Consider the following 23,380-nt stretch of genomic DNA (forward strand, 5'->3'; position numbering starts at 1 on the left):
CATTTAGATTGGATATATTTTTTATTTTCTTTTTTAGTTTTTCGGGTTAGTAAGGGGTTAGTAATTTAGATTTTCATAGGAAATTATTTTTAAAATTAGTTTTTATTTATAGCTAATTTATTTATGTTGTAATTAAATAAAACTAAATATAATTTAAATAATTCCTTGAGATAAATTTAATAAAACTTAGAGTCCTTATCTAAGCTTAAAATACTAAAATTATTAGGAGGATATAAATTATGGACCAAATTAAGCGCTTACACGAATTGCAACAAAAGTCATACTTAACTAAAGAAGAGTTTGAGGAGTTAAAAAACAACACATATATTGAAAAATTTGAATTGAGAGATGAATGTGACAACTCTTATATTTATAATTTTTACACTAATGATAAATGTAATGATATAAAGTTTATAAAATCACAATTTATTGTTACTCTTATAAAAAACGGTTTCTTATGTGATTGTGGTGGTGTATTTAGACAAAAGAAAATAGTTGATGAATATGATTACGGATATAATGCTATATATAAATGTGATTCTTGTGGAAAAGAACTTGATAAAGAAGTAGAAAATTATGATTAAATAACAAAAGAACTATTCAAAACAGTTTTTGTAAATGTTAGATAAAAGTCACTCTAATTTTGAACGATACCCCTCTTAGGAGACAGTTAAAATATGTAAAACTGTCTAAAACTAGGAGGGTTTTGTTATGTCCAAAATTAATTAATCTTAATTAAAGTCATCTTAATTGTTTAATTCAATTTCATACTTTTTTATTTTCTTATACAAAAGACTTTTGTGTATTCCCATAACCTCTGCTGCCTTAGAACATTTCCAATTGTACTTCCTTAACACATCAATAATTAAACTCTTCTCATAATTTTCAACCATTTCATGAATTGAGCAATTACTATCCACATTACATTGAGCCACTCTGCTGATATTATCCATTTTAGATGGAAGGTCACACATCATAATGACCATATCATCACTTACAGCATAGGCGCTTTTTATTACATTTTGTAGTTCTCTTATATTTCCTGGCCAAATATAGTTAATAAAACAATTTTTAACCTTATCACTTAAAACCTTCAATTCCTTATATTCAACATTTAATTTATTTAATATATAATTTGCTAGCAATAAAATATCATCTTGTCTATCCTTTAATTCCATCATATGAATATTTATTACATTTAACCTATAGTATAAGTCTTCTCTAAATAATCCCTCTTCAACCATTTTACTTAAATTCTTTCTTGTAGCAGAGATTACTCTTACATCTATCTTTATAGTTTTAAGACCTCCAACTGGTTCTATCTCACTTTCCTGAAGAACTCTTAAAAGTTTTGCTTGCATGGTCAAAGGCATGTCACCTATTTCATCTAAGAAGATTGTACCATTATTCGCAACTAAAAATTTACCTTTTTTGCCGCCTTTTTTTGCTCCTGTAAAAGCTCCTTCGTCATACCCAAATAGCTCTGATTCTAATAATTCTTCTGGTATTGCAGCACAGTTTATACTAACCATGGGTTTGTCTGACCTACTGCTATTATTGTGAATTGCTCTAGCAAAAACTTCTTTACCTGTGCCAGTTTCACCTGTTAAAAGAACTGAGAAGTTCGTTTTAGAAGCTTTCACACCTGTTTTCTTAAGTTCTATGAAATCTCTATTTTCACCTATGAGCTTGTCAAAACCACAGTTATCCTTAAACTGTTCTTTATAATATTGGAGCTCCATATATTCTGACATTAACTTTTTAGCTACATCAAAGGATTGCAATCTAAATTTAACTTGAGCTACTCCTGCAACTACTTCTCCATTGTCATTTTCCACATAAGACCTACTTACTATTACACTTTTTTCTTTTGTATTTCCACCTGAGTAATGATGTATAGCTCCTTCTTCACAATACTTATCTCTCATAATGTCTAGCATTTTTGTATTTGGTATAATACTTTGTATATTGTGTCCTATTATATCGTCTCTTTCTTTCCCTAAGAAGTCACAATATTTATCGTTAATATCTATGATTACTCCATCTTTATTTACAACAATAAAACCATCATCAGTCATGGATAACACTCTTGCAAATATATCCTTATACCAGTGCTCTTTCATTGTTTCATCCCTCCACTATAACCTTCAGCAAAAATAATAAGTCTTACAATACAATATTATAAGACTTACCATTCTATGTATTCAATGTTTTCTAGAAGTTACCTATTTAATGATTCTATTATTTCAGGTAGAATTTCATATAAATCTCCTACAATTCCATAGTCACATATACTGAAAATAGGGGCTTTGGAATCTTTATTTATAGCAACTATATATTTAGAATCACTCATACCTGCTAAATGCTGTATTGCTCCAGATATCCCACATGCAATGTATAACTCTGGTCTAACAGTAGTTCCTGTTTGTCCCACTTGATGAGAATGCTCTATCCACCCTGAATCTACTGCCGCTCTTGAAGCACCAATCTCTGCCCCCAATTTATCCGCCAATTCTTTTATTAGTTCAAATCCTTCTGCCTTCTTTAATCCTCTTCCTGCTGATACTATTATTCTAGCATCAGTTAGATTTATGGATTTCTTTTCTTGTGGAAGCATTTCTACTAATCTAGTTCTAATCATTTTTTCATTAAGTTCTGGAGTAATAACCTCTAAAACTCCAGCCTCTGATTCACTTCTTACAGCTTTTGCCATAACCCCTGGACGAACTGTTGACATCTGTGGTCTATTTTTTGGACAAACAATAGTAGCCATTAAATTTCCACCAAAGGCTGGTCTTGTTTGTAATAACTTATTATCCGTTGAATCTATTTCAAGTTTTGTACAGTCAGCAGTTAGACCTGTTCCAACTTTACCTGCAATTCTAGGTGCGATATCTCTTCCTATAGAAGTAGCTCCAACTAGTACAACCTCTGGCTTTTTCTCTTCAATTAAACCTGCTATTGAAATTGCATATCCATCAGTTGTGAAATCTTTAAGAAGAGGGTCGTTGATATAATATGCTTTATCAACACTATAGTGAAGTAACTCCTTTACTTCTTTCTCTACTTCATATCCAGCTATTACAACTGCAAGCTCTTTTCCTAATTGGTCAGCAAGCTTTCTTCCCTCACCAATAAGTTCTATAGTAACAGGATTGATTTTGCCTTCCCTTTGCTCTCCTATTACCCAAACGCCATTATAATCATTTAAATTTATACCTTGATTAACTTTTGCTCTCATCATCTTAACACTCCTATACTAGTTTCAAATCGAATAGTATTTCTACTAATTTCTCAGCTTTTTCCTTTTTATTTATACCTTCGATTATTTCATTATGCTTGTCTTTAACTGGTACAAAAGACTTGTAAACATTTGTAGGTGAACCCTTTAATCCAATTTGAGTTGTATCAACAGCTAAGTCTTCAAGTGTTAACACAGTAATCTTTGCATCTCCATTATTATAAGCTCCTAAGATTCCTTTGACACTTGGATATCTTGGATTATTTAACTCTTTTATAGCAGTTAGTAAAACTGGCATCTTTGCTTCTATTAAATAATCTCCTGTCTCTGTATAACGAGTTACTAGTAATTTATCATCTTGAACCTTTACTTCTTTTGCATAGGTAACCTGTGGTACCCCTAAGAATTCTGCAACCTCTGGTCCAACCTGAGCTGTATCTCCATCTATAGCTTGTCTTCCACAGAATATTACATCATACTTTCCAACCTTCTCTATAGCAGCAGCAATAATTGTAGATGTAGCCCAGGTATCTGAACCACCAAAAGCTCTATCTGAAATTAAGTATGCTTCGTCAGCGCCCATTGCCAAAGCTTCTTTTAAAGCACTTTTAGCCTGAGGAGGTCCCATGCTTATAACCTTAATCACTGCTCCCAGTTCATCTTTTATTTTTAAAGCTTCTTCTAAAGCATTTCTATCATCTGGATTGATTATACTTGGTACACCATCTCTTATTAGGGTACCTGTCTCTTTATTTATTTTAACTTCATTAGTATCTGGAACTTGCTTTAAGCAAACAACTATATTCATGCTCTTCCTCCTATCCTAGTACTGCTCTTGAAATAACAACCTTGTGTATTTCTGAAGTACCTTCGTAAATTTCTGTTATCTTGGCATCTCTGTACATTCTTTCTAATGGATAATCCTTCATATATCCATATCCTCCATGGATTTGAAGAGCTAGGTTTGTAACCTCTCTTGCAGTACGTGACGCATTATATTTTGCCATGGCAGCTTCTTTAGTATGTTTTTCTCCTCTAGCTTTCAAGTCTGCAGCATAATATACCAACAACTTTGCTGATTCCACCATAGTCGCCATATCTGCTATATACCATTGAATACCTTGCAAAGCTGAAATTGGCTTGCCAAACTGAACTCTTTCTTTAGAATATTTGATACTTTCTTCTAAAGCCCCTTCAGCAATTCCTACAGCTTGAGCTCCAACTCCAATTCTTGCTCCATCTAGGCAAGTCATAGCTATGTTAAAGCCTTTTCCTTCTTTTCCTAATAAATTAGACTTTGGAACTCTACAGTTATCAAATATTAACTCTGCAGTTTCTGAACCATGTATACCCATTTTTTCTTCAATTTTTCCTATTGAAAAACCTGGAGTACCTTTGTCAACGATGATAGCAGACATTCCCTTTATTCCCTTTGATGGCTCTGTAAGTGCAAATATTATTAATGATTCTGCTTGACCTCCACCAGAAATAAAGCACTTAGTCCCATTTAAGACATATTCATCAGTTGCTTCATCAATGATTGCAGTTGTTGCAGCTCTTGCGGCATCTGAACCAGCATTAGGCTCAGTTAAAGCAAAAGCACCTACACACCCACCTTCAGCCATCATCGGAAGGTATTTTTTCTTTTGTTCCTCAGTACCAAATTTCAAAATAGCTTGAGCATATATTGTGTGTATTGATAATATTGCTGCAGATGCTGCACATTTTTTGGCAACCTCAGTAACAACAATTACCTTTTCTATATCTGCTCCACCAGAACCGCCATACTCTACAGGTGTTCCAATACCATTAAAGCCTATTTTAGCCATTTTGCTAAAAAGCTCTCTTGGAAAAATACCTGTTCTATCTGTTTCAGCAGCTATTGGTTCTATTTCCTTCTCTGCAAATTCTTTTGCTACTCTTTGAAGCATTAATTGTGCTTCTGTTAATCTAAAATCCATAAAATTTCCTCCTATTTATTAACGTACTTCACATGTTTCTTTATTCATTGCTACAATTCCAGACTCAATTAGAACTTCTATATCAGAATCACTATATCCAAGTTCTCTCAATATCTCATCTGAATGTTCTCCTATAAGTGGAGCATCACAAGTCATGTTAACTTCAATATTTCCAAACTTAACTGGAGTGGACGCAAGCATTGTCTTATTTCCATTTTTACTTGTATGTTCATATATATAGTTATTAGCAATAGCCTGTTCATCAGTTACTACATCATTAACATGTTGAATTCTTTCATGGGCTATATCCGCAGTAGTAAGCTTTTCAACCATCTCATTTTGAGTAAATTTTGCAAATTCACCATCCAAAATATTAATAAGCTCTGTTGCATTTTTCTTACTTTCTACTGAAGATGCAAATTTCTCTTCTTTTATTAAATCTTCTCTTCCAAATAATCTGCAAAGTGCCTCAAAATATCTTTCATGCTCTAGGATACTTAAGAATATCCACTTTCCATCCTTACAACGATAAGAGTTTATTACTGGAGAAATAGCATTTTTTCTAGTTTTTGGATACTCATCGCTAAACTGTGTAGATGCTAATAAAGATGATGCATTCCATATTGCTTGTCCAAATAAAGATGCCATTACTTTTTGTCCTTTTCCAGTCTTAGCTTGTTGATACAAAGCTGCACATATACCTCCAGATAAACTACAAGAAGTTGTGGCATCTCCAAAGGCTATAGGTGGGTTTATTGGGCTTGTATCCTTCTCTGCGATATCAAGCATAGCTCCACTTCTTGCCCAAAAGGCAACTGTATCAAAACCTGCATTATCCTTAGCAGGTCCAAAATCGCCAAAACCATTTATTTGTCCCCAGATAAGATGTGGATGCTTTTTGCTTAATGATTCATAGTCAAGACCTAGTCTTTTTAACGCTCCTGTTCTATAGCTTGAAACAAATACGTTTGCTTCACTTAAAAGCTTATCCATAATTTCAATTCCAGCTTCACTCTTAAGATTTATAGACAAACCTCTTTTATTTGAATTATATGTGCTGTAGAAAGGATTATTATAATCATCTATTGGCATTGTCATTGTTGCCCCTGTCTTTCTTCCTGGGTCTCCAAAGCTTGGCTCCACCTTAATAACATCAGCACCCCAGTCAGCTAATATTTTGGAAGTTCCTGGACCTGCTACAAAATATGTTAAGTCAATGACCTTAACTCCTTCTAATGGTTTATTTAACACTTTCAATTCCTCCTTATACTGTCAACTTGGTATTTTAAATATGGTATTTATGGTATTAAAACATAAAATTTATTGTATATACTTTGAAAATTGATTTTACAATATCAAAATATAATTTATACTTTTTGTCTTTTCTGTTATGGTAATCCTGGGAACATTGTAAACATAAGAACTGCTACTACAGTTCCAATAATCGGCGTTAAAACAGTTACCCAGAATATTGGCATATAAGCATCCTTATGTGATTCATTACATAGACCATTTGTTACAGTAACAATATAACCATTGTGTGGAAGTGAATCTAATGCTGCTGACGAAATTGCCATAGTTCTAGTTAATGCTGCAGCAGAGACACCCTTAGCTAAAAATACTGGTCCAAGAAGTGGAGCCGCAATTCCAAGTCCACCGGAAGCTGATCCACAGATACCCGCAATAACTGTAGTTCCAACTGCAGCCCCTGCAATAGGAGGTCCAGGAATATTAGTCATGGCATTAACTATGAAGTCAAAACCAACTGCTGATTTTACAACTGAACCAAATGCTACTACAGCACAAGTATTACATATTGCTACTACTGTAGTTTTACATGCATCACCAACATGGCCAACTATTTTTGCATTATCTTGATATTTATTTAACAATAAATATACTAATAAAGCTCCAATAAATACTCCTACCTCAATTGGTACTATTGCTTGTCCATTAATTTTCACATTAATTATTAAGATTGATACTATTAATGGAATTAACGCAATTAGACCATTAGGACCATTTTCTCTCTTAGAATTAGTTGTTGCTACTTCATCAAATATATCTGATTCATGTGCTATAAAATGCCCACCATTGGCTTTTTCTTTTGAAACCATCTTGTATAAAATGGTGCTTCCAACTATAAACATTACTGCACATGATATAAATCCATTTACTGCTCCAGCCATAATATCTGTCCCTAATGTTGAAGCTGGAATAATATTATGAATCTGAGGTGCCCCTGGTGCAACCATAGCAAAAGTTGAACATCCAAAAGTCAAGGCTGCTGGTATAAATCGTCGTGGCAAATCAGCTTCTTTAAAAATTTCTAAAGCTATCGGAAACACTGCAAAGCTTACAACGAAAACGCTTACTCCTCCATAAGCTAATATTCCACAAGCTATTGGAATAGAAAGTAATGCTTTATCCTTACCAATCCATCTTACAATCATCTTAGCAATAGATTTTGCTCCACCAGTAATCTCCATTATTTTTCCCATTAAGGTACCTGTTAGGAAAATAAAGAAATTTGCCTGAAGAAATTCAACAAATCCTGTCATATAATCCACCTTAAGTGCATCATACACATTTAAATTCCCTGTTATAGCAACTAATAATGAACATACAATTGCTATTATAAAAATATTTACTCCCTTCATAACCATTACAACTAGAAGGGATAGGGCCATGATAATCCCTACTAAACTTATAATTACTCCCGTATTCATAAATTAACTCCTTTTAAAATTAAACTATATGTATTTTTTCACGAAATTTAGATTTTGAATATATTCTATATTTGTTCTAATTTTAGTTATAATAATTACTTATTTTCAAAAATCGGTTTTCTCTTTTCTATAAATGCATCCATGCCTTCTTGCTTATCTCTTGTAGCAAAAGTTAAGCCTGCAATATCTTTCTCTAGTTCAAGAGCATTTTTTAAATCCATATTTATCCCTTTATTAATAGCAACTTTTGCATATCTTATTGCTATTGGTGCTTTTTCAACTATTTGGTTCATCATCTTAATTGTCTCTTCTAAAAGCACATCACTTGGAACCACTTTATTAATAAGACCAATAGATTTAGCTTCTTCTGCATTTACTTGCCTTCCTGTAAAAATTAATTCCTTGGCTATCCCAGTTCCAACAAGTCTTGATAATCTTTGAGTTCCACCAAAACATGGAATGACTCCTAAATTAACTTCAGGTTGTCCAAATATAGCCTTTTCTGATGCAATTCTAATGTCACAACTCATAGCAAGTTCACATCCACCACCTAATGCATATCCATTAACTGCTGCTATTACTGTTTTCTCAAGAGCTTCAATTTTATCAAAAATCCCTTGGGCATAACCTGCATATTTTCTGCCTTCTTCACTTTTATAGTTCTGCATCTGACGTATATCAGCTCCAGCTACAAAAACTTTACCTTCTCCAGTAATAATAACTCCTAATATTTCCTCCTTTTCTGATACTACATCAATAACTTGAGATAATTCTCTAAGAGTGTCATTGTTAAGAGCATTTAAAGCTTTAGGTCTATTTATAGTAATAACACAGACTTTATCCTTAACTTCCACCTTAAGATTTTTCAAATTTTCCATTACAAATCCCATCATATTCCTCCCATTATGCATTGTTATTTTTTCTACATTTCTTGTTAATATATAATAGCAAGTTCTACGCCAACTTATATTAAATTCCTTTATTTTTGTTAAAAAATTATTTTTTTTGATAAAATAAACAAAATGTACATAAATTTCACTTAATTTTTAATCATTTTTAACTTTAGAATTGATTAAATTATAATTCACTAAAGAATTTTTATCCAACAAAACCTATAAAACCATATTTTTGTCTCATTTTCGAGAAAATACTTAAAAAACACAGTCTCATTTTTGAGAATGCAGTCTCATTTTTGATATTTTCATTAAAATAGTTTAAGTTGTATATCCATAAGTTTATTTGCACTAAGTTTATTTGCACTCTAGTAAAAGAGTCTTTATTTAACATATTAGGTAGTTTATTTTCTATTAATTTAAATTGTTAATACTTTAGTTTAATACATCTATGTATATGTTCCAATAGTATAAATTTTTTAACGAAAATAGGAAAAACCACAAAGACTTAATGTCTAAATAGTTTTTCCTATCTTAAATACTCCTGATAATTTTAGATTTGATTTATAATGTTGATTTAATCTTTTATTTGATATTATTCTAAAGTTAAATAACTCCACTCTCTTTTAACTCATTTATTTTTACACCATCAAACCCAAGCCAGCTATTATAAATCTCCTCATTACTTTCACCTAAAGATGGTGCTGGTACATTAATTTGAGCTTTTGTTGTCATAAGCTTAACTGGATTTCCATTGACTTTCATATCTCCTATAATAGGATGTTTAATATCTACAATCATTTCTCTTGCCTTTGCAATATGTTCATTTGTTGTAACATGACCGAGGTCATATATAGGAGCAGCAGGAACTCCTGCTTTCGATATTAAATCAACAGCTTCTTCTATTGTATAGTTGATAGACCATTTTTCTATCTCTGGTTTGAGAGATGCATGGTTTTCGCAACGGTTAAGATTTGTATTAAACCTTTCATCTATTAAAAGGTCTTCTCTAAAAAGAACCTTCTTACATAAATTTTCAAAAAGTTTATCATTACCACAACCTATTACAAAGTTACCATCGCTTGCTTTAAAAGAATCATAAGGATAAGCTGAGGCATATCTATTTCCCATAAGTTCAGGTTGACCTGAATCAAAATATCTCTGTATACCAGTTTCAAGAGATGATACAACAGAATCAACGAGGGAAACATCTACTCTTTGCCCTTTTCCTATTATCTTTCTAGCATTAAGTGCTGCAAGTATACCAATAGTTAAATTCATTCCACCCAATACATCTCCCATAGCATTACCTACTCTTGTTGGTTCTCCTCCTTCAGTTCCTGTTATACTCATAAGACCACCCATTGCTTGTGCAATAATATCATATCCTGGACGCTCTGAATATGGCCCATAACATCCAAAGCCTGATACAGCTCCATAAATTATTTGATTGTTCACTTTAGCTAGCTCATCGTAACCCAATCCTAGCTTTTCCATAACACCTGGTCTATAATTTTCTACTACAACATCAGCTTGCTTTACCATATCTAAAAATATCTTCTTGCCTTTTTCTGACTTAAGATTTAAAGTTACACCTTTCTTATTTCTATTTATATTTGCATAATATAGACTCTCTCCATTTACAAAAGGTCCAAAACCTCTTGTATCATCACCTTTTTTTGGTACTTCTATTTTTATAACATCAGCCCCAAAATCAGCCAACATCATTGTGCAATATGGCCCTGCAAGAACTCTAGTAAGGTCAAGTACTTTTATATTACTTAATGCTCCCTTTTTCATAACTATACCCCCAATTTATATTATATTACTCAATATTAAAAGTTGAGTTTAATAACAAATTCTCCGATTATCGAAATTAATGCATTATATGTGCTATTCCATTAAAAAATAGAACTGATACTACTGCAATAACCAATAGTCCAACTGCACTCATAATGAAAAGTTGAACAAACACCTTATTTTGTTCTTCTTTATTGAAGTCTTTTTTACTTGACCCCATAGCTGCCAAAATCAATGCACCACCAGTAGAAAGTGGACTTACACCAGCAAGAGAACCACCCACACCAACTGCTGCAATAAGTGCTAGTGGGTCTACTCCTCCAACTGACTTAGCTATATCAACACACATAGGCATCATGGTTGGATACACTACTGCTAATGCTGAACTAACCATAGACATAAGCCCTGCTGAAATACTCATAATTGGGGTAGCTGTTTTACTATTCATTAATGATGACAATGCATTACTCATTAAATCAATCCCTCCTGCTGCGTCTACGATTGTCATCATTGCACCTACTCCAAGTACCATTACTATCGTGCTCCATGGAATTGCTTTGATACATTCTCCATCTTCAGCAATATTGAAAAGAAGAAGTACAGCTGAAACTGAAAAAGCTGCAAGTCCAACATTCATATCAAAGATTATGATAAAAGCAATCATAACCACTATACTTATCAGAGAAATTATCTGCTTTACATTAAATTTTTCTATTTCCTTACTATTTATAACATTTATAGGCTTTTTAAGTTTATATCCTTTAAAAATTATAAACAATACTATTGAAAATACAATTGTTGAAAGAGTCTGACAAGCTAAAACAGCAGGCATAACATTTTCAATTCCAACTCCCTCTGCAACAGTTGTTATGATTTGACCTTCTGGAGTAATAGGAGTCATACGTCCTGCCATTAATCCACATTCACCTATAAGTGCAAGCATCACAGGATTATAACCAACAGTTATTGCTACAGGAACAGCCATTGCAGGAATAATTGCAAGTGCTGGGATTGCTCCAGGCCCAACACCAGCAACAACAAATCCTGCTATAAAAACCGCTATAGGTATAAGCCAAACACGTTTACCTGAAGCAGCTACAATTTTTTCTGCAACAAGCTTCAATGCTCCTGTTGAATTCACTATTGCAAAAAGTAATGTTATACCAACAAGCGTAGTAAACATTGAGTTACTTATAGCTCCATAAAGATCTTTATCATCCATACCAAAAATTCTAACAGCTATAACACCAATAGCTAAAGCTAAAATACCTGCATTATTCTTACGTACAAATGCAAGAATAATAACTCCTAAGAATAAAAGTAAAGCTATAACATCCATACTAATCCCCTCAATTCTTTTATTTATTTTATTAATCGATATACTTTATTAATAGATATGTTTCGTTAATCAATAGGACTGACAATTAGAACTCTCAGACTTTATATTTACATGATGACCACTATATACACCATTTACATAACTCATCTGATACTTTGATAATTCAAGAAGTTTAACAAAATCAACGCCTGTATCATACCCCATGCGTTCGAGCATGTATACTAAATCTTCAGTTGCAGTATTTCCAGATGCTCCAGGAGCAAAAGGACATCCTCCTAATCCTCCAAGTGTAGACTGCACAGTGGTAATTCCGCATTCAATAGCAGCAAGAGTATTAACCATCCCCATATTTCTAGTGTCATGAATATGTACCTGCCATCTGCACTCTGGCAAAGCTTCAACTAGTGCACTAATAGTATCTCTTACTTGTTTAGGGTCGGCAATGCCTATTGTATCTGCTAGGTTTATCTCTCTGATACCGTTTTCCCAAAGACGTTTGGCAAATGCTATGGCATCTTCAATTTTTGGCAAACCTTCAAAGGGACATCCAAATACAGTAGCCATTCCAATACATATATTCATATCTGGATAAGTACTCATTATTTTTTTAAGCTCATCAATAGACTCTTCATGAGTACGATTTATATTTTTCTTGTTATGGGTTTCACTCAAAGAAATAACATAAGATATATCTCTTATACCACACTCCCATGCAACTTTAGCTCCATATAAATTTGGAACTAATGCATAAAGTTTCACATCAGGATAATTTTTTACACAGTAAGTTGCTACTTCCTTTGCATCTTTCATCTGAGGTATTGCTTTTGGGCTTACAAATGAACTAATTTCAAGCTGTTTAATCCCAGATGAAATAAGACCATCAATAATCTTAAGTTTTTTATCAGTATCTAAAAATTCCTTCAGATTTTGAAATCCATCTCTAGGACCAACTTCAAATATATTTACCTTACTCATTTCTTTTCCCCCTTTTTACAGTCACATAACAAGCTAGCATTGTATGTTCCTGCTTAACTTTGCTTAATTTGACTTAATTAATAAGCTTATTTAAGCATATTATAATCCTATAAACTAAATTCTGTCAACATAATCTGCCAACATAATAATAAATTTTTTAAAATTTATTTATTCTAGACATGTAAAATATACGTGTTGTAGAATATTGTTCTTTAGTTGAATATATGTTAAGATTATTGATATAAGCAAATTTAAGCAACTACTCAAGGAGGATTTTATCATGGCAACAATCAAAGATATCGCAAAGGACTGTGGCCTTTCTTCAGCAACTGTCTCGTATGTCTTAAGTGGTAAAGGAAATGAGCGTAGAATTCCACTACAGACACAAGAACTTGTATTAAATTCAGCAAATCGGCTTGGATATAAACGCTCTACTCCTATTAAACACAACAATATTCAAATAGCATTTTATTGGCAAGATGCAGGATTTGAGTTGGCATCAACTAATATATTTCAAGCAATAAACCACATAGTTTCTTTAGAACATTTAAATATAAATATCATAATACGACCTTACAGTGTTGGCCATCTATGTAATGATGAATATCTTTTTTCAAATAATTATTATGATGGAGTTGTTTTAACAGGTATCAATGCTGATGACATAGAGTATCTATTAAAAAATAAACCTAAAATTCCTGTAGTTGTTGTAAATCGTGAAATACCTGGTTTTTCAAGTGTTTCTATTGATAATGAAGAAACAGGTCGTATAGCAGCTTTACATGCTATCCAAAATGGTAAAAATGATATTGCTGTTGTATTCAACCCAACATCCTTCACATGCATGACCTTGAGAGGTAAATCTTTTTTAAAAACATGTAAGGAACATGGAGTACAGTTATCAGACTCTATATATTATTGTTCTAATAAAATAGATAGTGGATACGATATTGCTCAGAAAATGCTTGCAAAAAATTCACTAAAAAAAGTAATTTTCTGTAATCATGACGTGGTAGCTCTTGGTATGATGAATGCATTTAATGAATCGGGAATTGTAATTGGAGAGGATGTTCAAATATTTGCAGCAAGCAATGGTCCTGCACGACTAATGGCAAGAAGTATTCCTCCTTTGACAGTTATAGATTTGAAGATGGAAGAGACAGCAGAGCGTAGTCTTAGGATGATTATTGATATAGTAACTGGTCGTATAAGCGGTATTCAGCAACAGATGATATACCCATCAATTATTTATAGGCAATCAAGTCCTGCTCAGAACTTACTTTAAAATTCTTAACTTATAAATACATTACAGCTATCTTCCATACACAAAAAAACACCTCTAACCCATGTTCACATATTATTTATGCAGACATAGTTTAGAGGTGTATATGTTCATTTTAATAATTACTTATTTTATGAAATTTATCACATAGTAAAATTAATGTAATAATTACAAATCTCAATGTGATATAATATTTATTCTACTTCCCAGTTATGGTAGATATCTTGAACATCATCATCTTCTTCAAGCATATCAACTAATTTATTCATCATTTTTAGATGAGATTCTTCTGTTAAAACAGTTGTAGTTTGAGGTATCATCTTTACATCAGCAGATATAAATTCATACCCTTTTGCTTTTAATTCATCACGAACACTAGAAAAATCTTCTGGTGTAGTTATTATTTCATAACCATCTTCTTCTGTTATAAAGTCTTCAGCACCTGCTTCTAATGCAACATCCATTAATTCTTCCTCTGAAACGCCATCTCCTGCACCAACTAATATTTGTCCTTTGTTATCAAACATAAAAGACACACATCCAGTAGTTCCTAGGTTTCCTCCGTTTTTATCAAAATAGTATCTTACATTACCAGCAGTTCTATTTTTATTGTCAGTTAAAGTCTCTACTATAACAGCAACCCCACCAGGTCCATATCCTTCATAAACTATAGTTTCATAGTCTTCTCCAGCACCTGCCCCTGCACCTTTAGCAACAGCTCTATCTATATTATCATTTGGCATATTATCTGCCTTAGCTTTTTCTATAGCTGTTTTTAATGCTGCATTATATTCTGGGTCTGCACCACCTTCTTTAGCTGCAACGGCTATTGCTCTAGCATGTTTCGTAAATATTTTTGCCCTTTGAGCATCTTGTTTACCTTTTCTATTAATTATATTTCCTATACGTCCCATATTTCCACTCCTTAATACGTACAATTAATTATTCTAACCTTTATCACTTGTAAATTTTATCACAAATCCTGAAAATAGTAAATTAGAACTTAGGAGGTTGTGCAGGCGTTTTTCTCTTGTGTTCACTTATTCTATGAAGTCTTTCTATTATCTCTTGGTCTCTTTGAGGAACTTCATCTAATCTACCTTCTAATACAGCATCTATCATATTGTAAGTAGTTCCCATTTCATTTTCATCTGTTTGTCCTTCCCAAAGACCTGCTGAAGGAGCTTTATTTATTAAATCTTCATGAACACCAAGTTCTTTTGCCCATTCATATACTTCAGCTTTAGTTAAATTTGCAATTGGTAAAATATCAACTCCACCATCACCAAACTTAGTAAAGTATCCAGTGTGTATTTCTGCAGCATTATCTGTACCAACAACTAAGTATCCTAGATTGTTAGCAATTGTGTAAATAGTACTCATTCTTACTCTTGCTCTTAAGTTTGCATCTGTCATTTTTAAATATTCTTCTCTATATAAATGTTTCTCTTTTAAATTTCCTACTACCATGTCTAATATAGCACTTTGTGGTTCTATAAGGTCTAAATCAAGATATTCTATATCACATCCTTCTATAACCTTAAGTGCATCTTCTCTATCTTGAGGATTACTTTTTATGCTCATTATAACTCCCATAGAGTTTTCTGGAAAAGCTTTTTTAATTAAATTAGCAACTACTGCTGAATCAATTCCTCCAGATACACCAACAATTAATCCTTTTGCATTTGCCTCATTAACTTTATTTTTAAGCCATTCTACAGTTTTGTCTATTTGTATTTTTATATTTGACATCATTATCTCCTCTCAATTTACTACTTTGTTTTAATATATTATACCATATATTAATATGTTGTTTTAACATGTTTTTTTTTATGCAAATTTAAGCAAAAATGAAGGATTATATTTAATATTATTTTATATAAATATAATTTGCCTATTTTGGTAAAACTATTTCAGAAGGTGGTTTTTATGAAAAATACTAATAACTTAAAGAAAAAATATTTTGATTTCAATATAAAAAATACGATAATTGGAGTATTTACAGGATTTATAAATGGGGTATTTGGCTCTGGAGGTGGTACTCTTTTAGTACCAATACTAAATGATATTGTGAAGGTAGAAGAACATAAATCTCATGCAACAGCTCTTTCTATAATAATTTTCTTGACAACAGCAAGTTCTGTTTTATATGTTTCTAAAGGAACTTACGATATTAACTTAACAATAAAAGTTGCAGCAGGAAGTATTGTTGGCGGCATTATAGGGGCTAAATTACTAAATAAAGTTACTGGAAAGTTTCTTAGAATTTCTTTTGGATTAATTATGATAATTGCAGCATTAAGGATGGTGTTTTAATGTTATTTGCTTTAATTGGATTTTTTGCAGGAATTATTGGAGGAATGGGAATGGGTGGTGGAACTATTCTTATTCCTGCTCTCGTTTTACTTGCTGGTATAGATACTAAAATAGCACAGAGTGTCAACTTACTTTCATCCATACCTATGACACTTATAGCACTGGCTATACATATCAAAAATAAAAACGTAGTTTTCAAATTAGTTATCCCAATAGCTGTATTTGGAGTGTTAGGAGCTATATTTGGTTCACTATTAGCTAATTATTTGTCTTCTGATATATTGAAGAAAATATTTGGAGTGTTTTTACTTTTAGTTGGTTTATTTGAAGTTAAAAAAGGATTCTGTGCAAAGTCTGATAAAAGCCATTAAATTATTTTAATATAAATTAATGGCTTTTATTTTCTATATAACTATTCTATTTTTATGTTTTTATTTTCTATATTGCTATTCTACTTTTTTACTTTTAGGTTAAATTACAGTAAGATTTTTATATTAAAATTTCTCCATCCTGTTCAGATAAATAAAATTCTTCTCCTAAAACTATCTTCCCTGTTCCACTTGTTATATCAATCATTTTCTCTGATAGTTTTTCCACATCTTCTAACTTTGAATATACTATTATCTCAACATTATCCTCATATATGGTATCTTTTATAAAGTACCCTAAATTCATCAGTTCATTTTGTACCTTTCCAAGTTGAGTATAATCTATCTTAACTTTAACTTCTTGGTACATTACCTTACTAATTATTTTTCCAGACTCTAAGCCTAACTTAGCACCTTTTGTATAAGCTCTAACCAGACCACCTGCACCTAATTTTATACCACCAAAATACCTAGTAACAACTACTACTACGTCTCTCAAGTCCTCTTTTTTTATGACTTCTAATGTTGGTATCCCTGCTGTTCCCTGTGGCTCTCCATCATCACTATACCTTTGTATATTCATATTTTGTCCAACTGTATAAGCCCACACATTATGATTTGCATCTTTGTGTTTTTTCTTTATTTCATTTATAAATTCTACTGCTTCTTCTTCACTTTGTATAGGCTTAGCATATCCAATAAAAACAGATTTTTCAATTGTTATCTCATCTGTTCCAAATTCGTGTAATGTCCTATAATTACTCATTATAACTCCTCCTATTTTTGTCATTTGCTAAAATATATCTTTATTTATAAAAATTACTCCGCTTAAAATGTAAATAGAATTTTTAGTATTCATTTTGTTAACATTATAAGTCAATTATATAATAAAATCACACGATTTTTAATTTTTATTTTTAATATAATTTATTGAGACATAAATCAATATAATTTATTAATATACAATATAATTTATTAATATACAATATAATTTATTAATATACAAATCAGATAAACTATAAAGTATACACTTCTAAAACTTGGAATTAAAAAAGGAAGGGTCTAACCCTTCCTCAAAATTCTATAAATTCACTACTAGTTTGCTGGAACATCGTCGCCCTCTGAAACTAATTTCTTTAATTCTTTAAACTTTTTATAAGATACTTCAACTAAAGCTTGCTCTTTATGATGTGACAACATTTCTAAAGCATCTTTTATCTTGTAAAATCCACCTTCTTGGAATTCAGGAGCAAGTACACATTCAGTATTACAAGCTTCCATAACATACCACATTATCGCATTACAAACTTCTTGTTGTCTACTTCTTGAGAAAAATTCATACATAGTATCGCCAGCTACATCTATCATTTTAGCATCTATGCCAGTTTCTACTTTAACTCTTTCAACAGCACTTTCATATGGAAGTCCTCCTCCAAGTATCTTTCCTTTTGGAAGTGTCCATTCACCTCTATCATTTTTTACAATAAGTACTTTATTAGCATAAAACACTACTCCACCTGCACAACGTCTTACTATCATTTGAAACCCCTCCCATTAATTTATTAATTACCTTGTTAAACTCCATAAATAAATCATTAAGTAAACAAATTACTTTAATAAAAAATCACTTTTTCAAATTTGATAATGCTTTAATGGCTTCATCATAAGCTCTAAGCACGTACTCTTTTTCAAAATTCTTATTCTTATCTTTTAACTGCTGTAAAATCTTTAAACTGTTTTCATCTCCTAATTTTGAAAGAGCTTTTGCACAATATTGTCTAGTTTGTGCATTTTTATCGTAGAGACCTTTTTGCAAAACTTCTCTACTACTTGGTGACTCAATCTTTCTTATTGCTGAATAAGTTATTCTTCTAATATCTGAGTGTCTGTGGTTTGTGAGCTGATGGAGTAACTTCAAAAACCTATCATCTCTTAGCTCACCTGTTGCCCAAATTAAAACAATCAAATCTTCAGCATTTTTTTCTACAAGGATTCTTTTGAAAACCTTTCTCTTAAAGTATACCATTTTTTCGTCATCTAAGCTATCCATAAAATCAAGTCTCTTAATTTTATCTAATTCTAAAAATTTATCTAAAATATCCTTAGATGCCTCAAAATCATCTTTTTGTATTTCTTTTATCTTCAACTTTGCTTGTATAAGTTGCTCACTTGCTTCAACATTTGAAATATTTCTAATTTTACTAATTTGAGATACTGTTTTAGATTCTTTGTAAAGAAGATAGGTTATAAAATAATCTTCAAGATTATCTATATTTTCCCAATTTATATCCATATCAAACCTATTTTTCTAATATGTACTCTCTATAGATATTAAAATCTTCTTCATCTAAATTTACATCTAATGTTATACCATTTTCCCCATACTCAAAATTCTCCACATTGTATTTATCTTTTATTCTACTAAATATATCACCTCTTTCATAAGGTAACATCAAACTTACTGAATAAGTATTTTCCATTAAAGCAATTTCTATCATATTTAATAGCTTATCCATATTTATGCCTTGTTTTGCAGATATATACACAATATCTTCTTGACTCTTAGGATATATATCTAACTCTAACTTATCTACTTTATTGTATACAAGTATATGTTTTTTATCATTTGCACCAAGTTCTTTTAATACACCCTCAGTTGTACTTTTTTGCAATTCATAACTAGTATTAGTTGTGTCAATTACATGTAAAATTAAATCTGCATATTGTACTTCTTCTAGTGTAGCCTTAAATGCCTCTACTAAATCATGGGGAAGTTTACTGACAAATCCAACAGTATCTACTACTAAAAATTCTTTTTTATTTGGCAAAAGAGCTTTTCTTAAAGTTACATCTAAAGTTGCAAAAAGCATATCTTTTACAAAAACTTCTTTTTCTTGTTCATAATCCTTGTGTGTCTTTATTAATTCGTTTAGTAAGGTCGATTTTCCTGCATTTGTATACCCAACAAGTGCAACAATTGGTATATTTGATTTTAAACGCTTAACTCTTTGTGTCTCTCTATTCTTTTTTACCTCTTTAAGTTCACGTCTTATATCTGCTGCTTTATTAAGTATATGTCTTTTATCTACTTCTAACTTTTGTTCTCCAGGCCCTCTAGTTCCAATTCCTGCACCTGTTCTACTCATCTCACCACCCATTCCATAAAGTCGTGGTAATCTGTATTTTAATTGTGCTAATTCAACCTGTAATTTACCTTCTTTACTAAGTGCTCTTTGAGCAAATATATCTAAAATTAAGGTAGTTCTATCTATTACTTTTTTTCCAACAACATTTTCAATATTCCTAATTTGAGCGCCAGATAATTCGTCATTAAAAATTACTAAAGTAGCATCTAATGATTCACTATATGCTCTTATTTCCTCTACCTTACCTTTTCCTATATAATAAGCTGCATCAACAGCTTGCTTATTTTGAATTAAGCTACCTACAACCTCTGCACCAGCAGCTTTCGCTAATTCTTTTAGCTCTTCCATGGATTCATTAGTGTCTATATCATCACTTTTTTTAATTATTGTTGTCAAATTTAGACCTACAAGAAGTGCTCTTTCTTGAATTTCTTTCACTTAATCACCTCATTTTTTGTTATAAAGCATAATATAATTGTATTAAACACTTACATTATTTATCTATTTACTAATTATACCATTAATAATATGATTAATAATACTATATTATCAACTATTAAATAAGAATATTTAGTATAATTATATTATCACCAAAATCTTATATACTTATAAAAGATTTGATATTTTATTTAAATTAGGAGGAAAATATGGGCGAAAATTATAAATTTTTTAATCACAAAGATTGTGAGTTTTTCCCTTGTCATAAAACGAATAAACCAAAAGAATTTAACTGTTTATTTTGCTATTGTCCTTTATATGCTTTAGGAGAAAATTGTGGAGGAAACTTTAAGTACACAGAGAAAGGCATTAAAGACTGCAGTAGCTGTATGCTACCTCATAAAAAAGATAATTATAATTATATTATGGGAAAATTTCAAGACTTAGTTAAAATTACTTGCAAAAAATAATTTTTTTATTAAAAATAGCTATGTATAAATATTTATTGACTACTTTTAGTCTAAATAGTATTACATAGCTATTTTTATTGTATAAGTTTTAATTTATATCGTTCTACCTTATATCTTTCTACTTTTAAATAATTTACATAATTTATACATTGCAGAAAGCAACATACTTACTGCAAAAATCAATATCAAAATCATCAGTCCAGCATGAAAGAAAAATTCTTCTGGAAGCATATTTATAACTGGGTCTAAGTCAGGATTAAATATCCAATAATCATTTCTAAATAATAATTTATGAAAAATAATAAATGATTTTTCAAAATTCAACAAAATAGGAAGTGCCAACACTACTGGCATGATTATCAATGTCATTGATGTAGTTTTTAGTAGTTTTATATTTTTATTTTTTACACTTAATATAATTCCTATCAAAGAAATTATCATTAATAACTTAGATAATTTATTGATATTTTGAAATATATTTCTCACTTCTTCAAAATGTATTTTCCCTTCTGGAGAAGATTCTAATGTTGGTAACTTAAACTCAGATACATCCTTACTTAGGTTGTAATCTATTAAGTAATCATAATTTAATTTTATATTATCTTTAGATAAACCAGATAACTCTGATATGTTTAAATAATCAATATCAAAATAATAAAGTTGTTTAAATCCAACAGTAAAATTAATAGCACTTACTATTATAACTATACTGATACACACTGAAAAAATTATATTTAGAAACTTTTTCATGAAATCCCCCCAGTAATAAATTAAATCACTACACGATTTTAGTTGTAAAATCTTCTATATTCCATACATCATCTACAATGTCTGAATAGAATTCTGGTTCATGACATACCAAAAGAACTGTTCCCTTAAATTCTCTGATAGCTTTCTTCAATTCATCTTTTGCCTCAACATCTAAGTGATTTGTAGGCTCGTCTAGTACTAAGAAGTTTATATTTTTTAGCATTACTTTACAAAGTCTAACCTTTGCAGCTTCTCCACCACTTAGTACTCTCATTTGACTAGTTATATGCTCATTTGTAAGTCCACATTTTGCAAGAGCCTGTCTAACCTCAAAGTTTGTAAGCCCTGGGAATTCACTCCAAATTTCATCCATAGGTGTATTACTATTTTCTCTTGAACTCTCTTGTTCAAAATATCCAAGCTCCAAATAATCACCTAGCTTAACACTTCCTTCAAATGGTTTTATTATTCCAAGTAAAGTCTTTAATAAAGTAGATTTTCCAATACCATTCATCCCTTTTAAAGCAATCTTCTTTCCTCTTTCTAAATGGAAGTTAAGTGGCTTTGTTAATGCTTCATCATAACCTAAAACTAAGTCTTCCGTTTCAAAAATTATTTTACTTGCTGCTCTGGCATCTTTAAAAGAGAAAGTAGGTTTTATCTTTTCCTTTGGTCTTTCTAGTATTTCCATCTTATCTAGTTGCTTTTGTCTACTATTAGCCATTCCTCTTGTTGCAACTCTAGCTTTATTTCTGGCTACAAAATCTTCTAATCTCTTTCTTTCTTCAACTTGTTTATCATAAGCTTGCTCTTCTTGACGTTTCTTTATATCATTCAGTCTTACAAATTCATCGTAATTACCTTTATATCTATTTAACTCACCATTTTCCATATGATATATTACATTACAAGTATTATTTATAAAGTCAATATCATGTGATACTAGAACAAAACTGTTTTCATATTCCTGAAGATACCTAGTAAGCCATGTTATATGTTCCTCATCTAAATAGTTTGTAGGCTCGTCCAGTATAAGAATAGTTGGATTTTCAAGTAAAAGTTTAGTCAGAAGTACTTTTGTTCTTTGACCTCCACTTAAATCAGTTACATCCTTATCAAGACCAATTTCTCCAAGACCAAGACCATTTGCAACTTCTTGTATCTTTGCATCTATCATATAAAAACCACTATTTTCAAGTATAGTTTGTATCTCTGCTGTTTCTTCAAGAAGCTTACTCATCTCATCATCACTAGCTTCTCCCATTTTGTCGTACATAGCAATCATTTCTTGCTCTAAATCAAACATATGCTTAAAAGCTTCTCTAAGCACTTTTCTTATACTTTTACCTTTACTTAATACTGTATGTTGGTCTAAGTAACCTACTGTAGCTCTTGAAGACCATTTTATATTTCCAGCATCAGGCATAAGCTTTTTCGTTATTATATTTAAAAAACTCGATTTTCCTTCTCCATTAGCGCCAACTAGTGCAATATGTTCACCTTTTCTAAGTCTAAAGGATACATTTTCTAATATTGTTCTTGCACCAAATCCGTGGCTTACGTTTTCTACTACTAGCATTTTAACACCTCTCAAAAAAATTTTACACATTCTATACTATAATATATTCTTTTGAAAGTTAAATCAAGTATTACCAATATTTTTAGTTATATT

Annotated in this window: 23 protein-coding genes; 5 read left to right on the plus strand and 18 right to left on the minus strand. The window is 31.2% G+C overall.

Features of this window, described 5'->3' with window-relative positions:
- Positions 1-239 precede the first annotated feature (239 nt).
- Positions 240-584, plus strand: coding sequence for a hypothetical protein (locus tag KGF52_RS06110; protein WP_227433370.1), 345 nt, complete (start codon positions 240-242; stop codon positions 582-584).
- A 162-nt stretch (positions 585-746) separates the two neighbouring features.
- On the opposite strand, the gene KGF52_RS06115 is transcribed toward KGF52_RS06110, so the two are convergent.
- The 10 genes from KGF52_RS06115 to KGF52_RS06160 form a co-directional block, all read right to left on the minus strand.
- A complete protein-coding gene (locus tag KGF52_RS06115; RefSeq protein ID WP_227829650.1) occupies positions 747-2,123 on the minus strand; it encodes a sigma-54 interaction domain-containing protein in 1,377 nt (458 codons plus the stop codon).
- 98 nt (positions 2,124-2,221) lie between these two features.
- A complete protein-coding gene (locus KGF52_RS06120) occupies positions 2,222-3,241 on the minus strand; it encodes an electron transfer flavoprotein subunit alpha/FixB family protein (protein WP_413841237.1) in 1,020 nt (339 codons plus the stop codon).
- Positions 3,242-3,254: 13 nt separating this feature from the next.
- On the minus strand, positions 3,255-4,049 hold the full coding sequence (locus KGF52_RS06125; RefSeq protein ID WP_227829652.1) for an electron transfer flavoprotein subunit beta/FixA family protein: 795 nt from the start codon (positions 4,047-4,049) through the stop codon (positions 3,255-3,257).
- Between the two features lie 10 nt (positions 4,050-4,059).
- Positions 4,060-5,202, minus strand: coding sequence for an acryloyl-CoA reductase (gene acrC / locus KGF52_RS06130; RefSeq protein ID WP_227839480.1), 1,143 nt, complete (start codon positions 5,200-5,202; stop codon positions 4,060-4,062).
- 18 nt (positions 5,203-5,220) lie between these two features.
- The gene (locus KGF52_RS06135) at positions 5,221-6,453 is read right to left on the minus strand and encodes a CaiB/BaiF CoA transferase family protein (protein WP_227482977.1); all 1,233 of its coding nucleotides are present in this window, start codon (positions 6,451-6,453) and stop codon (positions 5,221-5,223) included.
- A gap of 137 nt (positions 6,454-6,590) precedes the next feature.
- Entirely contained in the window at positions 6,591-7,931 is a 1,341-nt protein-coding gene (locus KGF52_RS06140) for a GntP family permease (RefSeq protein ID WP_227839481.1), read from the minus strand.
- Between the two features lie 95 nt (positions 7,932-8,026).
- Positions 8,027-8,821: an enoyl-CoA hydratase-related protein gene (locus KGF52_RS06145; protein ID WP_227839482.1), complete on the minus strand. Its 795-nt coding sequence runs from the start codon at positions 8,819-8,821 to the stop codon at positions 8,027-8,029.
- 609 nt (positions 8,822-9,430) lie between these two features.
- Complete coding sequence (locus tag KGF52_RS06150) at positions 9,431-10,624, minus strand: CoA transferase (protein ID WP_227839483.1); 1,194 nt, start codon at positions 10,622-10,624, stop codon at positions 9,431-9,433.
- 76 nt (positions 10,625-10,700) lie between these two features.
- The gene (locus KGF52_RS06155; protein WP_227839484.1) at positions 10,701-11,963 is read right to left on the minus strand and encodes an SLC13 family permease; all 1,263 of its coding nucleotides are present in this window, start codon (positions 11,961-11,963) and stop codon (positions 10,701-10,703) included.
- A gap of 69 nt (positions 11,964-12,032) precedes the next feature.
- Positions 12,033-12,938: a hydroxymethylglutaryl-CoA lyase gene (locus KGF52_RS06160; RefSeq protein WP_227839485.1), complete on the minus strand. Its 906-nt coding sequence runs from the start codon at positions 12,936-12,938 to the stop codon at positions 12,033-12,035.
- 280 nt (positions 12,939-13,218) lie between these two features.
- Between KGF52_RS06160 and KGF52_RS06165 the strand changes: the two genes are divergently transcribed.
- Entirely contained in the window at positions 13,219-14,223 is a 1,005-nt protein-coding gene (locus KGF52_RS06165; protein ID WP_227839486.1) for a substrate-binding domain-containing protein, read from the plus strand.
- Between the two features lie 191 nt (positions 14,224-14,414).
- On the opposite strand, the gene KGF52_RS06170 is transcribed toward KGF52_RS06165, so the two are convergent.
- Together KGF52_RS06170 and nadE are read right to left on the minus strand one after the other, a co-directional pair.
- Complete coding sequence (locus KGF52_RS06170) at positions 14,415-15,134, minus strand: YebC/PmpR family DNA-binding transcriptional regulator (RefSeq protein WP_227829661.1); 720 nt, start codon at positions 15,132-15,134, stop codon at positions 14,415-14,417.
- 82 nt (positions 15,135-15,216) lie between these two features.
- The gene (gene nadE, locus KGF52_RS06175) at positions 15,217-15,972 is read right to left on the minus strand and encodes an NAD(+) synthase (RefSeq protein ID WP_227433380.1); all 756 of its coding nucleotides are present in this window, start codon (positions 15,970-15,972) and stop codon (positions 15,217-15,219) included.
- Positions 15,973-16,149: 177 nt separating this feature from the next.
- Here nadE and KGF52_RS06180 point away from each other — a divergent pair, with 177 nt between their 5' ends.
- Both KGF52_RS06180 and KGF52_RS06185 read left to right on the plus strand, forming a co-directional pair.
- On the plus strand, positions 16,150-16,536 hold the full coding sequence (locus KGF52_RS06180; RefSeq protein ID WP_227829662.1) for a sulfite exporter TauE/SafE family protein: 387 nt from the start codon (positions 16,150-16,152) through the stop codon (positions 16,534-16,536).
- Positions 16,536-16,907 carry a sulfite exporter TauE/SafE family protein gene (locus tag KGF52_RS06185; protein ID WP_227829663.1) on the plus strand — a complete coding sequence of 124 codons (372 nt, stop codon included), beginning with the start codon at positions 16,536-16,538 and terminating at the stop codon, positions 16,905-16,907. Before KGF52_RS06180 ends, KGF52_RS06185 begins: the two co-directional genes overlap by 1 nt.
- A gap of 118 nt (positions 16,908-17,025) precedes the next feature.
- On the opposite strand, the gene KGF52_RS06190 is transcribed toward KGF52_RS06185, so the two are convergent.
- From KGF52_RS06190 to hflX, 4 genes are all read right to left on the minus strand, one after another.
- Positions 17,026-17,670: a YigZ family protein gene (locus KGF52_RS06190; RefSeq protein WP_227839487.1), complete on the minus strand. Its 645-nt coding sequence runs from the start codon at positions 17,668-17,670 to the stop codon at positions 17,026-17,028.
- Between the two features lie 329 nt (positions 17,671-17,999).
- A complete protein-coding gene (locus KGF52_RS06195) occupies positions 18,000-18,443 on the minus strand; it encodes an NUDIX domain-containing protein (protein WP_227433384.1) in 444 nt (147 codons plus the stop codon).
- Between the two features lie 85 nt (positions 18,444-18,528).
- Positions 18,529-19,197: a HEAT repeat domain-containing protein gene (locus KGF52_RS06200; RefSeq protein ID WP_227839488.1), complete on the minus strand. Its 669-nt coding sequence runs from the start codon at positions 19,195-19,197 to the stop codon at positions 18,529-18,531.
- 7 nt (positions 19,198-19,204) lie between these two features.
- Positions 19,205-20,488 carry a GTPase HflX gene (gene hflX, locus KGF52_RS06205; protein ID WP_227829666.1) on the minus strand — a complete coding sequence of 428 codons (1,284 nt, stop codon included), beginning with the start codon at positions 20,486-20,488 and terminating at the stop codon, positions 19,205-19,207.
- Positions 20,489-20,697: 209 nt separating this feature from the next.
- On the opposite strand from hflX, the gene KGF52_RS06210 reads away from it, so the two are divergent.
- On the plus strand, positions 20,698-20,958 hold the full coding sequence (locus KGF52_RS06210; protein WP_227839489.1) for a cysteine-rich small domain-containing protein: 261 nt from the start codon (positions 20,698-20,700) through the stop codon (positions 20,956-20,958).
- Between the two features lie 108 nt (positions 20,959-21,066).
- Here KGF52_RS06210 and KGF52_RS06215 read toward each other — a convergent pair whose 3' ends face one another.
- Both KGF52_RS06215 and KGF52_RS06220 read right to left on the minus strand, forming a co-directional pair.
- Entirely contained in the window at positions 21,067-21,708 is a 642-nt protein-coding gene (locus KGF52_RS06215) for a TIGR01906 family membrane protein (RefSeq protein WP_227839490.1), read from the minus strand.
- 28 nt (positions 21,709-21,736) lie between these two features.
- A complete protein-coding gene (locus tag KGF52_RS06220; RefSeq protein ID WP_227839491.1) occupies positions 21,737-23,287 on the minus strand; it encodes an ABC-F family ATP-binding cassette domain-containing protein in 1,551 nt (516 codons plus the stop codon).
- Positions 23,288-23,380 lie beyond the last annotated feature (93 nt).

The organism is Clostridioides sp. ZZV15-6597, assembly GCF_020657815.1.
In the GTDB taxonomy this organism is placed as follows: Bacteria; Bacillota; Clostridia; order Peptostreptococcales; family Peptostreptococcaceae; genus Clostridioides.

Coding starts and splice junctions, on each gene's coding strand:
- KGF52_RS06220 (WP_227839491.1), bottom strand. CDS start 23,287: ATGCTAGTAGTAGAAAACGTAAGCCACGGATTTGGTGCAAGAACAATA.
- KGF52_RS06210 (WP_227839489.1), top strand. CDS start 20,698: ATGGGCGAAAATTATAAATTTTTTAATCACAAAGATTGTGAGTTTTTC.
- KGF52_RS06215 (WP_227839490.1), bottom strand. CDS start 21,708: ATGAAAAAGTTTCTAAATATAATTTTTTCAGTGTGTATCAGTATAGTT.
- KGF52_RS06165 (WP_227839486.1), top strand. CDS start 13,219: ATGGCAACAATCAAAGATATCGCAAAGGACTGTGGCCTTTCTTCAGCA.
- KGF52_RS06185 (WP_227829663.1), top strand. CDS start 16,536: ATGTTATTTGCTTTAATTGGATTTTTTGCAGGAATTATTGGAGGAATG.
- KGF52_RS06155 (WP_227839484.1), bottom strand. CDS start 11,963: ATGGATGTTATAGCTTTACTTTTATTCTTAGGAGTTATTATTCTTGCA.
- KGF52_RS06150 (WP_227839483.1), bottom strand. CDS start 10,624: ATGAAAAAGGGAGCATTAAGTAATATAAAAGTACTTGACCTTACTAGA.
- nadE (WP_227433380.1), bottom strand. CDS start 15,972: ATGTCAAATATAAAAATACAAATAGACAAAACTGTAGAATGGCTTAAA.
- KGF52_RS06140 (WP_227839481.1), bottom strand. CDS start 7,931: ATGAATACGGGAGTAATTATAAGTTTAGTAGGGATTATCATGGCCCTA.
- KGF52_RS06125 (WP_227829652.1), bottom strand. CDS start 4,049: ATGAATATAGTTGTTTGCTTAAAGCAAGTTCCAGATACTAATGAAGTT.
- acrC (WP_227839480.1), bottom strand. CDS start 5,202: ATGGATTTTAGATTAACAGAAGCACAATTAATGCTTCAAAGAGTAGCA.
- KGF52_RS06115 (WP_227829650.1), bottom strand. CDS start 2,123: ATGAAAGAGCACTGGTATAAGGATATATTTGCAAGAGTGTTATCCATG.
- KGF52_RS06110 (WP_227433370.1), top strand. CDS start 240: ATGGACCAAATTAAGCGCTTACACGAATTGCAACAAAAGTCATACTTA.
- KGF52_RS06145 (WP_227839482.1), bottom strand. CDS start 8,821: ATGGGATTTGTAATGGAAAATTTGAAAAATCTTAAGGTGGAAGTTAAG.
- KGF52_RS06160 (WP_227839485.1), bottom strand. CDS start 12,938: ATGAGTAAGGTAAATATATTTGAAGTTGGTCCTAGAGATGGATTTCAA.
- KGF52_RS06190 (WP_227839487.1), bottom strand. CDS start 17,670: ATGAGTAATTATAGGACATTACACGAATTTGGAACAGATGAGATAACA.
- KGF52_RS06170 (WP_227829661.1), bottom strand. CDS start 15,134: ATGGGACGTATAGGAAATATAATTAATAGAAAAGGTAAACAAGATGCT.
- KGF52_RS06180 (WP_227829662.1), top strand. CDS start 16,150: ATGAAAAATACTAATAACTTAAAGAAAAAATATTTTGATTTCAATATA.
- KGF52_RS06200 (WP_227839488.1), bottom strand. CDS start 19,197: ATGGATATAAATTGGGAAAATATAGATAATCTTGAAGATTATTTTATA.
- KGF52_RS06120 (WP_413841237.1), bottom strand. CDS start 3,241: ATGAGAGCAAAAGTTAATCAAGGTATAAATTTAAATGATTATAATGGC.
- KGF52_RS06195 (WP_227433384.1), bottom strand. CDS start 18,443: ATGATAGTAAGACGTTGTGCAGGTGGAGTAGTGTTTTATGCTAATAAA.